13 protein-coding genes are annotated in these 12,937 nt (G+C 69.9%); 8 read left to right on the top strand and 5 right to left on the bottom strand.

All coding sequences use genetic code 11. The features are described from left to right. Nucleotides 1-62 precede the first annotated feature (62 nt). From HOV91_RS15385 to HOV91_RS15365, 5 genes are all read left to right on the top strand, one after another. A complete protein-coding gene (locus HOV91_RS15385; RefSeq protein WP_174186069.1) occupies nt 63-1,313 on the top strand; it encodes a Re/Si-specific NAD(P)(+) transhydrogenase subunit alpha in 1,251 nt (416 codons plus the stop codon). Continuing rightward, the gene (locus HOV91_RS15380; RefSeq protein ID WP_043720669.1) at nt 1,313-1,630 is read left to right on the top strand and encodes an NAD(P) transhydrogenase subunit alpha part 2; all 318 of its coding nucleotides are present in this window, start codon (nt 1,313-1,315) and stop codon (nt 1,628-1,630) included. Before HOV91_RS15385 ends, HOV91_RS15380 begins: the two co-directional genes overlap by 1 nt. A gap of 4 nt (nt 1,631-1,634) precedes the next feature. After that, complete coding sequence (locus HOV91_RS15375) at nt 1,635-3,053, top strand: NAD(P)(+) transhydrogenase (Re/Si-specific) subunit beta (protein ID WP_174186068.1); 1,419 nt, start codon at nt 1,635-1,637, stop codon at nt 3,051-3,053. 131 nt (nt 3,054-3,184) lie between these two features. After that, the gene (locus tag HOV91_RS15370; protein ID WP_174186067.1) at nt 3,185-4,303 is read left to right on the top strand and encodes a DUF5925 domain-containing protein; all 1,119 of its coding nucleotides are present in this window, start codon (nt 3,185-3,187) and stop codon (nt 4,301-4,303) included. Between the two features lie 235 nt (nt 4,304-4,538). Further along, on the top strand, nt 4,539-5,345 hold the full coding sequence (locus HOV91_RS15365; protein ID WP_174186066.1) for an LppU/SCO3897 family protein: 807 nt from the start codon (nt 4,539-4,541) through the stop codon (nt 5,343-5,345). Nucleotides 5,346-5,394: 49 nt separating this feature from the next. Here HOV91_RS15365 and HOV91_RS15360 read toward each other — a convergent pair whose 3' ends face one another. Both HOV91_RS15360 and HOV91_RS15355 read right to left on the bottom strand, forming a co-directional pair. Then, nucleotides 5,395-6,765, bottom strand: a complete 1,371-nt coding sequence (locus HOV91_RS15360) for an MFS transporter (protein ID WP_174186065.1) — start codon at nt 6,763-6,765, stop codon at nt 5,395-5,397. Nucleotides 6,766-6,898: 133 nt separating this feature from the next. Further along, nucleotides 6,899-7,168, bottom strand: a complete 270-nt coding sequence (locus HOV91_RS15355) for an SDR family oxidoreductase (protein WP_174186064.1) — start codon at nt 7,166-7,168, stop codon at nt 6,899-6,901. Between the two features lie 67 nt (nt 7,169-7,235). Between HOV91_RS15355 and HOV91_RS15350 the strand changes: the two genes are divergently transcribed. Beyond that, a complete protein-coding gene (locus HOV91_RS15350) occupies nt 7,236-8,189 on the top strand; it encodes an AraC family transcriptional regulator (protein WP_174186063.1) in 954 nt (317 codons plus the stop codon). Then, a complete protein-coding gene (locus HOV91_RS15345; RefSeq protein WP_312884623.1) occupies nt 8,186-8,608 on the top strand; it encodes an acyl-CoA thioesterase in 423 nt (140 codons plus the stop codon). Before HOV91_RS15350 ends, HOV91_RS15345 begins: the two co-directional genes overlap by 4 nt. Nucleotides 8,609-8,624: 16 nt before the next feature. On the opposite strand, the gene HOV91_RS15340 is transcribed toward HOV91_RS15345, so the two are convergent. The 3 genes from HOV91_RS15340 to pdhA are packed head-to-tail and all read right to left on the bottom strand — an operon-like array spanning nt 8,625 to nt 12,106. Further along, nucleotides 8,625-9,983 carry a dihydrolipoamide acetyltransferase family protein gene (locus HOV91_RS15340; RefSeq protein ID WP_174186062.1) on the bottom strand — a complete coding sequence of 453 codons (1,359 nt, stop codon included), beginning with the start codon at nt 9,981-9,983 and terminating at the stop codon, nt 8,625-8,627. A gap of 30 nt (nt 9,984-10,013) precedes the next feature. Further along, nucleotides 10,014-10,997, bottom strand: coding sequence for an alpha-ketoacid dehydrogenase subunit beta (locus tag HOV91_RS15335; protein WP_174186061.1), 984 nt, complete (start codon nt 10,995-10,997; stop codon nt 10,014-10,016). Further along, nucleotides 10,994-12,106, bottom strand: coding sequence for a pyruvate dehydrogenase (acetyl-transferring) E1 component subunit alpha (gene pdhA / locus HOV91_RS15330; RefSeq protein WP_174186060.1), 1,113 nt, complete (start codon nt 12,104-12,106; stop codon nt 10,994-10,996). The genes HOV91_RS15335 and pdhA overlap by 4 nt, the downstream gene beginning before the upstream one ends. A gap of 150 nt (nt 12,107-12,256) precedes the next feature. Between pdhA and HOV91_RS15325 the strand changes: the two genes are divergently transcribed. After that, on the top strand, nt 12,257-12,757 hold the full coding sequence (locus HOV91_RS15325; protein WP_174186059.1) for an Lrp/AsnC family transcriptional regulator: 501 nt from the start codon (nt 12,257-12,259) through the stop codon (nt 12,755-12,757). Nucleotides 12,758-12,937: the final 180 nt, after the last annotated feature.

The following is a 12,937-nucleotide window of genomic DNA, read 5'->3' as shown; positions in this document are numbered from 1 at the left end:
AGTAACATCGCCCGATCGTCTACCCGTTGCCTGAAGCTCGGTAAGAGAAGGAAGTCTGACAAGTGGAGACAACGCAGAGCGTAGGCGATCCATCGCCACGCGGCGCGCGTGTCGGTGTCGTTCGCGAATCGAACGCGGGCGAGCGACGTGTCGCATTGGTGCCGAAGATCATTCCCAGCCTGTTGAAGCAGGGCGTGGAGGTCGTCGTCGAGGCCGGCGCCGGGCAGGGCGCGCTGATTCCGGATGAAGCCTATGTGGAGGCGGGCGCGTCGATCGGTGATCCGTGGTCGGCGGATGTGGTCGTGAAGGTGGCCCCGCCCAGTGACGCCGAGGTCGCGAAACTGTCGTCGGGGCAGACGCTGATCGGTTTCCTGGCGCCGCGCAACGCCGAGAATCAGATCGGTGCGTTGAAGTCGGCGGGGGTGCAAGCGTTCGCGGTGGAGGCGATCCCGCGGATCTCGCGCGCGCAGGTGATGGACGCGTTGTCCTCGCAGGCGAACGTGGCGGGGTACAAGGCCGTGTTGCTGGCCGCCTCCGAATCCACCCGCTTCTTCCCGATGCTCACCACCGCCGCTGGCACGGTGAAGCCCGCGACCGTGCTGGTGCTGGGTGTGGGTGTCGCCGGGTTGCAGGCTTTGGCGACCGCCAAGCGTCTCGGTGGCCGGACCACCGGTTACGACGTGCGGCCCGAAGTGGCCGACCAGGTGCGGTCGGTCGGTGCGCAATGGCTGGACTTGGGGATCGATGCCGCTGGTGAGGGCGGCTACGCTCGCGAGCTCACCGACGAGGAAAAGGCCACCCAGCAGCAGGCTTTGGAGGACGCGATCAAGGGTTTCGACGTGGTGATCACGACCGCGTTGGTGCCGGGGCGTCCCGCGCCGCGTTTGGTGACGGCTGCGGCGGTGGAGGGTATGAAGCCCGGCAGCGTGATCGTGGATCTGGCCGGTGAGACCGGCGGCAACTGCGAGCTGACCGAGCCCGGCCAGGTCGTGGTGAAGCACGAGGTGACCATCGCCTCGCCGTTGAACCTGCCCGCCACCATGCCCGAGCACGCCTCGGAACTGTACGCCAAGAACATCGCGGCGCTGCTGGAACTGATGCTGGTCGACGGCAAGCTCGCGCCCGATTTCAGCGACCAGGTGCTCGCGGATTCCTGCGTCACCCGCGATGCCGCCGAGGCAGCCGAGTCGACCGCATCGGCCGAGGCGACCGAATCCGCTGCGGGAACCGAGTCGGCTGCGGAGACCGAGTCGGCTGAGGCGGCTGAGTCCGCTGAGGTCAAGGACGCGACCGAGGCGAAGGTGGAGAGCTGATGTATACCGAACTTCTGGCGAATATCGCGATCCTGGTGCTGTCCGGGTTCGTGGGTTTCGCGGTGATCTCCAAGGTCCCCAACACGCTGCACACGCCGTTGATGTCGGGCACCAACGCCATTCACGGCATCGTCGTGCTGGGTGCGCTGGTCACCCTCGGCAAAATGGAAGACCCGTCGATCGGGATCCAGATCATCCTGTTCGTGGCGCTGGTGTTCGGAACCTTGAACGTGGTCGGCGGTTTCGTGGTCACCGACCGCATGCTGGGCATGTTCAAGGGCAAGAAGCCGGTCGCGGCCGAGAAGGCGGGGAAGTAGACCCATGGACAACCTCGTCAATATCCTCTACATCATCGCGTTCGCGATGTTCATCTACGGTCTGATGGGCCTGACCGGGCCCAAGACCGCGGTGCGCGGCAACTGGATCGCCGCGATCGGTATGGGCCTGGCGGTGGTCGCGACGTTGATCGCGGTGCGCGACACCGGCAACTGGATTCTGATCGTGGCCGGGCTCGTGCTCGGTGTCGTGCTCGGCGTGCCGCCGGCGCGGTACACGAAGATGACCGCGATGCCGCAGTTGGTGGCCGCGTTCAACGGTGTCGGTGGTGGCACGGTCGCGTTGATCGCGTGGGCGGAGTTCCTCGACACCACCGGTTTCTCGGCGTTCAAGCACGGTGAGGAACCGACCGTGCACATCATCGTGGGGTCGTTGTTCGCCGCGATCATCGGGTCGATCTCCTTCTGGGGCTCGCTGATCGCGTTCGGCAAGTTGCAGGAGATCCTGCCCGGCCGCCCGATCGGGGTCGGGAAATTGCAGCAACCGTTGAATCTGCTGCTGCTGGTCGTCGCGGTCGCCGCCGCGGTGGTGATCGGCATCGGCGCCGCTGACGGTGGCGCGCCGTGGTGGTGGATGGTGCTGTTGCTGCTGGCGGCCGGTGTGCTCGGGTTGATGGTCGTCCTGCCGATCGGCGGCGCGGACATGCCCGTGGTCATCTCGCTGCTCAACGCGCTGACCGGCTTGTCGGCCGCGGCCGCGGGTCTGGCGTTGAACAACACCGCGATGATCGTGGCGGGCATGATCGTCGGCGCGTCCGGCACCATCCTGACCAACCTGATGGCCAAGGCGATGAACCGGTCCATCCCGGCCATCGTCGCGGGTGGTTTCGGTGGCGGCGGCACCGCGCCGGGCGCTTCCGGAGGCGAGGCGAAGCAGGCCAAGGCCACTTCCGCCGCGGACGCCGCGATCCAGATGGCGTATGCCAACCAGGTGATCGTGGTGCCGGGCTACGGCATGGCCGTCGCCCAAGCGCAGCACGCGGTCAAGGAGATGGCCTCGCTGCTGGAGGCCAAGGGCGTGGAGGTCAAATACGCCATCCACCCGGTCGCCGGTCGTATGCCCGGCCACATGAACGTCCTTCTGGCCGAGGCCGAGGTGTCCTACGACGCGCTCAAGGAAATGGACGACATCAACGGCGAATTCAACCGCACCGACGTCGCCCTGGTGATCGGCGCCAACGACGTCACCAACCCCGCCGCCCGTGAGGACTCATCCAGCCCGATCTACGGCATGCCCGTGCTGAACGTCGACCAGGCCAAGAGCGTCATCGTGCTCAAGCGCTCGATGAACTCCGGCTTCGCAGGCATCGACAACCCGCTGTTCTACGCCGACCACACCTCCATGCTGTTCGGCGACGCCAAGAAATCCGTGGGAGCGGTCACCGAGGAACTGAAGGCCCTGTAGCCGAGAGGTTTCGCGCGAAGCGCCCCGCCACCGAGACCATGGGTGGCGGGGCGCTCTCGTAATTCGATGGACACGGCGGCCCGCGTCCCCGGATCATTCTCGGAGTGTCCGCACGTCATGAGCCTCTTCGGTTGATCGGTTCCGGCGAGCCCTCGGCCGATCCCGCCGAGCGGCTGCCGTGGACCGTCACTGTCGATTCCTCCTACTCGATCCGCGACGCGATCGATGCCCTCGCGCTCGGCCCGTTCCTGCGCGGCGATCACCCGTGCGCGCGCACCGCCCATCTGGAGCGGGTGCGCCCGGACGCGCCGCTGCGCCCCGAACGCGGCCGCGTGGTGCGCACGGTGCGCGACAACGACAGCGGGGTGACGCTGGTGGTCGGTCCCGGCTGGTCGCTGCGGTCGGTGCGCTGGTCGGGCGGTTCGGCGATGGTCGAGGTCACCGCCGTCACCGACAAGCTCGCGGACGAACTGCTCGCCGAGGCGATCCGCGACGCGGCAGCGCCGCCGGAGGTGGGCGAGACCGTGGAGATGGGCTTCTGGCACATGCACAACCACGGCCCGCAGCGGCGCGCGCGCTCGATCTCGGCGCCGGAGTGGCCCGCGATCCGGGGCAACTACGCGGGCGGGGTCGCCGCCGCGATGGATCGCCTGATGTCGCTCACCGCCGACGACGTCCGAGGGCGGCTGGTGCTGCTGCACGGTCCTCCCGGCACCGGGAAGACCACCGCGCTGCGCGCGCTGGCGCGGGCCTGGGGCGCCTGGTGCCAGTTCGACTGCGTGCTCGATCCCGAGGTGATGTTCGACAAGCCCGGCTATCTGATGGAAGTGGCCGCGGGTGTCGAGAACGCCGACGAGGACGCGCCCCGCTGGCGGATGCTGGTCCTGGAAGACTGCGACGAGCTCATTCGCGGAGAAGCGAAAGAGACGGCTGGGCAGGGACTGTCGCGGTTGCTGAACCTGACCGACGGCATGCTCGGCCAGGGCCGGGACGTGCTCGTCGCCATCACCACCAACGAGGACCTGTCCCGGCTGCATCCGGCCGTCACCCGGCCGGGCCGGTGCCTGGCGCGGATCGAGATCGGGCGGCTGTCTCCCGAGGAGGCGGCGGCCTGGTCGGCGCGGGAGCAGGGCGCGACCACCGCGTTCCCGGATGGAGCCACGTTGGCCGAGCTCGTCGCGGCGCGCGACGGCGAGGCGCGCATCGATGCCGCCGCACCGGAAGCGGTGAATCCGGGACTGTATCTGTAGGCCGGAAACGGCGCGGTCTGCGCCGCGCCGTCGAAAGCGCGAGATCGGTCCGCGGCGGGACGGGCAGGCGGAAGCGCTCGCTCCGAAGCCGTTGCGCGGGTTGATCGATGCGACGGGAGCCGAGCGGGAACCAGCCGTATCTCGCACGGCGGCGCCCACGGCGATCGGCTAGATTCCATGGGTTCGCCCGTCGCCCTGTGCGCACGGAACCACGCGAGACCCGGGGAGGGGATCCATGACCACACCACCGAACAATCCGTATCCAGGTCAGCCCGGCGGCCAGCCGGGCTATCCGCAGCAGCCGCCCGCCGGTGCGCCGCAGGGTTTCTCCGGCCAGCCGGGCTATCCGCAGCAGCCGCCTGCCGGTGCGCCGCAGGGCTTCCCCGGTCAGCCGGGCTATCCGGGGCAGTCGCAGGGATACCCCCAGCCCGGGTACCCCGGCCAGCCGCAGCCGGGCTACCCGCCGCAGGGCGGCTTCCCGCAGCAGCCGGGCTACCCGGGCGGCGGTTTCCCGCCGCCCCAGCACAATCGGAGCGGCGGTAGCGGAATCGGCAAGATCCTGGCCGTGCTCGGTGTCGTCGTGGTGATCGGCCTGCTGGTGGTCGGCGCCCGTACCGTGTTCCGCTCGGACGGCGAGAAGATCGAGATCGGTCAGTGCGCGAAGTTGTCGGGCACCACCGTCAAGGCGGAATTCGCCACCAAGGAATGCTCCGACCCGGAGGCCAACTACGTGGTGGCGCAACGGCTGGACGGCGCCAACTCGGACTGTCCCACCAAGGATTACGCCAGCTACTACCAGACCGGCAGCAACGACTACACGCTGTGCCTGCGGTTGAACGTCAAGGAGGGCGACTGCATCGACGGCGGCTTCCTCGGCGCCAGCACCAAGGTGGCCTGTGGGTCCTCGGCGGACTTCAAGATCGGCCGGATCGTGCGCGGCACCGCGGACAAATCCGCGTGTGGTGCGAAGGCGACCGAGAACGACACGATCGTCTACCCCAAGCCCGACCCGATCACACTGTGCCTGGTGTCGCCCAAGTAACCGGTCACCAGCCCGGAGTGAGGCGGGGTATCGGTGCGCGGTCGACCGGTCAGCGCGCCTGCGCACGCGGCGCGGCCACGACGCTCGCGTACCGGCAACACAGCAGCGCGGCGATCATCGGCACGACCATGGCCGTGGTCAGTGAGACCACGGCGGTGAGCCAGCCGATCACCGTGGGGCCCGCGAGCAGGCCGAGGTAGCCGATGCTGAACACCCGGGACATGTCGGTCGCGGCCGTCGCGGAACCCAGATTGCCCGCCGCGCTGAAGATCTGCGGAATGCCGCCGGCGAGTCCGAGCCCGGTCATGGCCCAGCCGAGCAGGGTCAGCGGGATCCACGGCGAGGCGACGATCACCGCAAGGCCGAGCGCGGCGATCAGCGAGCCGTAGCGCACCACCGCGACACCGCCGAACGCGTGTCCGACCCGGTCGGTGGCGAAACGCCCGATCGTCATCGTGGTGGAGAAGGCGCCGAAGGCCAGCGCCGCGGTCGCGGCATCGGCGCCCAGGTGTTCGCGCAGCTGCAAGGTGCTCCAGTCCGCCGCCACGCCCTCGGCCAGCAGCAGCGCGAAGGCGATCGCGGCCAGTGCGAACACTTTTCGGTGATGATCGCGGACGCCGAGGCGAATCGTGGCGAACCCGCGCGTCGCCCGGTTCCGGTCGGGCGGTTGCGCGGTGGCCGCCGAGTCGTACTCCAGCGGCGTGATTTCGCGCCAGGGAAGAGCGGTCTCGGTGCGGGGCCGGGCTGTCTCGTGCCGGGGCGTGTCATGGCCGAACGGCGTGACATCCACCTCGGTCGCGTGCTCGTAGGCGACTCCGTGGGACGCCGTCGCCGCCTCAGGTGTCGCTTCGCGCAGCAATCGCGGCACCAGCGTGAGAGTCAGCGCGACACAGCCGACCGCGGCGGCGACCAGGGTCACCCGCACGTCCCAGCCCGCCCGGAGCGTGGCGGCTCCGAGCAGTGCACCGAGCAGGCCGCCGCCGGAGAACAGCGCGTGGAACGCGGCCATGATCGGACGCCGGTAAGCCCGCTCCACGAGCACCGCCTGCGTGTTCATCGAAACGTCGAGTGCTCCGTTGCCGAAACCGAAGCAAGCCAGGGCGAGCGCCAAGGTCCACGGTCCGGTGGCCAGACCGGGGCCGACCACCGCGATCGACCCGAGGCACGCCGAGGCGCCGACCAGCGTCCTGCTGCCGAACCGATCGGCGAGCGGACCGGCCAGCCGCATCCCGACGATGCCCGCACCCGCCATCAGCAGGATGAACATCCCCAGTGTCGATTTCGAGACCCCCGTGCGGTCGGTGATGACGGGGATGTGCACCACCCACATGGCGAGCAGGAAGCCGTTCGTGGCGAACACCGCGAACACGGCCGCGCGCGCGACCCGGAGCGGACGATCGACCGTCGGGCGCATCACCATGTCGACGGTACCGACAAACCAGCGGGACCGGCCAGCCTCGCCCGCGGAATCGGTCCAGGGCGCCGTCGACCTGGTCGTGCGACCGTGCGGGACGCTCGACTCTGCGCGTCTCGTCCGCGAGCGAGCCTGTTCCCTATTTCAACGTCTCACGGCGCCGGGACATTCCAGAGGCCGGTGACCGCCGTCGTTCCGGCTGGAACGCGAGGTAAGCGGTGCGCACGCCGGTCAGCGCGCCGGGCCAGGTGGCGCGGTCGGCCCAGTCGAACGGGACGGTCGCGGTGCTGGAGCCCACCCGGACCGGGTGCCCGGCCGTCCGGAGCCGGTGTACGACGTGGCGGCCGGTCTTGCCGGTGCCCCCGGTCGCGAGGATGAGGTGCTGGTGTGTGTCATGGATTGAGCACATCCGGCCGGGCCGAGACGGAACATGGTTCAGGGGCTCATGGTCATGCGTGATCGTCTACATTGGAAGGGTGGATGCGCTCGCCAGTCTGCTCGAAGGTCCACGCGCCCGCGGCGCGTTCCTGATGTGTTCGCTGCTGGATCCGCCGTGGTCGCTGCGCATCCAGGACGAGGCTCCGCTGACCGTGCTGTCGATGATCCGCGGCGGCGCGTGGATCCGCGCCGACCAGGGCGCGCCGCGGCAGCTGGGCGCGGGCGACGTCGCGATCTTCCGCGGTCCCGCGCCGTACACGGTCGCCGACGACCCGGCGACCGAACCGCAGATCATCATCCACCCCGGTCAGGTCACGAAGACGCCGCAGGGCGAAATCCTCTGTGAGACATTGAGTCTGGGGGTCCGGCAGTGGGGGACCGACCCGGATGGAGCCACCCTGATGGTCACCGGGACCTACGAGTCCGCGGGCGCGGCCAGTCAGCGCCTGCTGCGCGCCCTTCCTCCGGTGCTCGTCTTGCAGCGCGGCGACTTCGACAGCCGGGTGCTCGACATCCTGGTCGACGAGGTGACCAAGGACGAGCCCGCGCAGAGCGCGGTGCTGGACCGGCTGCTGGATCTGGTGCTGATCGCGGCGCTGCGCGCCTGGTTCGCCCGCGAGGACGCGCCCGCCTGGTATCACGCGTACGGCGACCCGCTGGTGGGCAAGGCGCTGCGCCTGCTGCAGCACAATCCGGCGCACGGATGGACGGTCGCGGGTCTGGCCGAGGCGGTGGGGGTGTCGCGGGCAGCGCTGGCGCGCCGGTTCACCGACCTGGTCGGCGAGCCGCCGATGGCGTTCCTCACCGAATGGCGGCTGGCGTTGGCCGCCGACCTGCTCCAGGAGTCCGACGCCACCATCGAGGCCGTCGCCCGCCAGGTCGGCTACGGCAGCGCCTTCGCGCTCAGCACGGCGTTCAAACGGCACTTCGGCGTCTCCCCGCGCGATCACCGGCAGGGCAGCGCCGCCACTGAGCTATCGTCGGCCGGGTGACGCAGCAGTATCCGGTGCTCTGGCCGGTGCCGACCCGGTGGGCCGACAACGACCACTACGGGCACGTGAACAACGTGACCTACTACTCGTACTTCGACACCGCGGTCAACGCGTGGTTGATGCATGCCACCGGGACCGACATCCGCGACCTGCCCGCGCTCGGGGTGGTGGCGCAAACCTCTTGCCAGTATCTCGGTTCGCTCAGCTTCCCGGACCAATTGCAGGTCGGCTTGCGCGTCTCCCGGCTCGGCCGCTCCAGCATCACCTACGACCTGGCCATCTTCCGCGACGCCGACGGCGCGCTCGAGCTGGCCGCCACCGGTGTCTTCGTGCACGTCTACGTGGACGCCGAGACCCGCAAGCCGGTGCAGATCCCGGAGGTCATCCGCGCCGCTGCGGCGGGGCTCGTCACGGACTGACCCGCGGGGCGGGAGTTCATACCCGGCTGAGCAGCGTGAGCGGGTCTTCCAGGAAGCCCGCGGTGGTGGCCAGGAAGCGGGCCGCGAGCTCGCCGTCGATCATGCGATGGTCGAAGCTGACGCCGAGCGTGGTCACCCACCGCACCGCGATCTCGTCCCGGACGACCCACGGCCGCTTGCCGATCGCGCCGAGGCACAGGATCGCGGCCTCGCCCGGGTTGACCAGCGGCACTCCGGCGTCCACGCCGAACACTCCGACGTTGGTGAGGGTGAACGTCCCGCCCCGCAGGTCGGCGGGGGTGGCGCTGCCCGCGCGGGCGGTTTCGGCCAGCCAGCCGATCTCGCGGGTGAGATCGCGCAGGCTCAGGGTCTGCGCCTCTTTGATGTTCGGTACCAGCAGACCGCGGTCGGTGGCCACCGCGATGCCGAGATTCACGTAGTGCTTGGTGACGATCTCCTGCGCGGCTTCGTCCCAGCACACGTTCATGCCGGGGAAGTCGGCGAGTGCGGCCAGCGCCGCCTTCGCGACCAGCGGCAGCGGCGTCAAGGTCAGTCCCGCGAAGGGTTTCGTTCCGCGCAGGTGATCGAGGAGCTCCATCGAGGCGGTGGCGTCCACCGTGACGAACGTGGCCGCCTGCGGGATGGTGCGTGCGCTGTGCAGCATGGCCGCCGCGGTGCGCTTGCGGATGCCGCTGATCGGAGTGCGTTCCTCGCGCGCGGCGGGACGGACCACGCCGGGGTCGGTGACGGCGGGCGCGGCGGCCGGGACGGCGGGACGCGGTGGCGAGACCGGCACCGCGCCACGCACGTCGTCGACGGTGACCGCGCCACCCGGCCCCGAGCCCGCGACGAACCACAGGTCGATGCCGAGTTCGCGGGCGAGTCTGCGTGCGGCGGGCGTCGCCGCCGGGCGCGTCGCACCGAGCGCCGGAGCCGGTGGTCGCGGCTCGTGGGGCTCGATCTCCGCCCCGCCCGGCTGGGCGTCGCTAGGTGATCGCGTCGCGGTCGGGCGTTGCCGCCGAGGCGCCGCTTCCTCCTCCGGGCCGTAGCCCACCAACACCGAATTGCGGCTCGGCTGGTCGTCTTCGGCTCCGGCGGCTGGCTGCACGTCGTCTTCGGCGGCCGGCTGCACGCGGATGAGCGGCGCCCCCACCGCGACCGTGTCACCCGGCCGCGCGAGCAATTCGACCACGCGGCCCGCGAACGGCGACGGCAACGACACCACAGCCTTGGCGGTCTCCACGTCGGCGATGGTCTGGTTCAGCTCCACCGTGTCGCCGACGGCCACCGCCCAGGACACCAGTTCGGCGTCGGTCAGACCTTCCCCGAGGTCGGGGAGCCGGAACTCCAGCACGGACGCCGAACGGTCTTCCACGCGAGCACCTCTCACTACGGCGAACCCGCCTCACGCGGCGAGGGAACGGTCGACCGCGTCGAGAATGCGGTCGGGATCGGGCAAATGGTGCTTCTCGAGCTTAGCCGGGGGGTAGGGGATGTCGAATCCGCCGACGCGCAGCACGGGCGCCTCCAGGTGATAGAAGCAGCGCTCGGTGATCCGCGCGGCGATCTCGGCGCCGAGCCCGGCGAACACCGGCGCCTCGTGCGTGACGATCAGCCGCCCGGTCTTCGTCACCGACTCCGCGATGGTGTCGAAGTCGATCGGCGAAAGGCTGCGCAGATCGATCACCTCGAGCGCGTGCCCCTCCCGCGCGGCGAGCCGCGCGGCCGTCAGCGCGGTCGCCACGGTCCCGCCGTAGGCGACGACGGTCGCGTCCGACCCGGTGACGCATACTCGCGCGCGGTCCAGCGGCAGCCCGCCGTCCCGGTCGAGCGCGGCGAAGTCGACGTCGGCCTTGTCCCAGTACCTGCGCTTGGGTTCGAAGAAGATCACCGGGTCGTTCAGCGCGATCGCCCGGCGGATCATCGAGTACGCGTCCGCCGGATTGCTCGGCGTCACGACCCGCAGGCCCGCGGTGTGCGCGAAATAGGCTTCGGGCGACTCGGAGTGGTGCTCCACCGAACCGATGCCGCCGCCGAACGGGATGCGAATCGTCAAGGGCGCATTGACCTTTCCCTGGGTGCGGTAATTGATCTTCGCGACGTGCGAGACGATCTGGTCGAAGGCGGGGTAGACGAAGCCGTCGAACTGGATCTCGCACACCGGCCGGTAACCGCGCAGGGCCATGCCGAAAGCCGTTCCCACGATGCCGGATTCGGCCAACGGCGTATCGATCACGCGGTTGTCGCCGAAGTCCTTCTGCAAAGTGTCGGTCACCCGGAACACCCCGCCGAGGCGGCCGATGTCCTCACCCATCAGCAAGACCTTCGGATCGTCCTCCAGCGCGCGGCGCAAGCCGGTGTTGAGCGCGCCGGCGAAGGTGGTGATCATCGCGGGACTCCTTCTCCTCGTGCGGGGGACCCGCCGGGATCGCCGGCCAGGTACTCCGCGTACGCCCTCCGCTGTTCGGTGATCAGCGGGTGCGGGGTGGTGTAGACGTGGTCGAACAGCTCGGCCGGTGCGGGATCGGGCATGTCGACGGTCGCGTCGCGAAGCGCTCGCGCGACCGCGTGCGCCCGCTCGGCGACGCGGCTTTCGAAGGCGTCGTCCCAGTGGCCCTCGCGCTCGAGCAGCCTGCGGATCCGGTCGATCGGATCGCGCCGCGCCCACTGCTCGGTCTCGGCGGCCGAACGGTAGCGGGTGGGGTCGTCGGCCGTGGTGTGCGGGCCCATCCGGTAGGTGAGCGCCTCGATGAACGACGGGCCGCCGCCGGAGCGCGCCCGCGCCACCGCCTGCCTGGTCACGGCGAGCACGGCGAGGACGTCGTTGCCGTCGACCTGCCCGCCCGGCATGCCGTAGCCGTACGCGCGGCGCGCGATCGGCGTCGCGCTCTGCACCCGCACGGGTTCGCTGATCGCCCAGTGGTTGTTCTGGCAGAAGAACACCACGGGCGCGCTCCAACTGGCGGCGAACCCGAGCGCCTCGGCCAGATCGCCCTGGCTGCTCGCGCCGTCGCCGAAGTAGACGATGGTGGCTATGTCGGCGCCGTCCAAGTGCGCCGCGAAGGCGTAGCCGGTGGCGTGCAGGCCCTGGGAACCGACCACGATGTTGGGATTGGTCATGTTCACCGCGTGCGGGTCCCAGCAATGGTGCGCGGCGCCGCGCCACAGGCGGGTGAGATCGCTGGGCGGGACACCACGGCAGTAGGCGACAGCCGTCTCGCGATAGCCGCAGAACACGTAATCGTCGGGACGCAGCGCGTGCGCGGAGCCGACCTGCGCGGCCTCCTGCCCGAGCAGCGGCGCCCACAGGCCGAGCTGGCCTTGCCGCTGCAACGCGGTGGCCTCGGTGTCGATCCGGCGCGTGACCACCATGTCCTCGTACAGTGCCCGCAGCCGCTGCGGCCCGACGTCGGCGACCAGCGCGGCGTGCTCGGGATCGAGGACGCGGCGACCGTCCGGCTGCACCAGCTGCACCGGGTACTCGGACTTTGCCGACATGGGTGATCGCCTCCTCACCAGGTCGCGGCGGCACAGTGAAATGTGTCCTAACTCACAGCATCCCCTCGAATGCGAACTGCGCAAGTGGTCGACCGGCGGATGGGCAGAATGCTCAATTCCGACCCGCCGCGTGATGTCATACTGCGTGGTATGACCAGAGAAACCGCCGGCGTGAACCTGGATGCCACCGACGCCAGGCTGCTACTGGAACTGGTCGCCAATCCCCGGGCGACGGGTGTCGAGCTGGCTGCCCGGCTCGGTCTGTCCCGCAACACCGTGCAGGCCCGGCTGTCCCGCTGGGAGGCGGGCGGCGTGCTCGGCAGCTTCGAGCGGCGCGTGGAGCCGCGCGCGCTCGGCTATCCGCTCGCGGCGTTCGTCGCGGTGGTCGTCGACCAGCACCGGCTGGACTCGGTGGTGGACGAGCTCGCCGAGGTGCCCGAGGTGACCGAGGTGTGCGGCATGACCGGACTCACCGACCTCACCGTGCGCGTGGTCGCGCAGGACGCCGACGACCTGTATCGCATCGCCGGGCAGATCCTCAAGATCCCGGGTGTGGAGCGGACCAATATGGCGCTGGTGATGCGCGAGCTGGTCGGGCCGCGCACCGCTCCGCTGCTGGATCGGCTGGCGAATGCGAGCCGAATGCCTTGATCCTGTGCTGCCCGGCCGCGCCGCGCCCCGTGGTCGCCCGCTGGTTATGGTGGCGCACCGGGACAGCGTTTCGCCCGCCGAGCGGTTCCGTCGGCAGGGCGGGATTCCCGGCGGCGGGCCGCTGACCTCCCGCTAGGGTGCGGGGATGGAGATTTCGGGCAAAGTTGCCATAGTCACGGG

It is taken from the genome of Nocardia barduliensis, from assembly GCF_013315795.1.
GTDB lineage: Bacteria > Actinomycetota > Actinomycetes > Mycobacteriales > Mycobacteriaceae > Nocardia > Nocardia barduliensis.
This window is presented reverse-complemented; position numbering and strand designations above follow the sequence as displayed.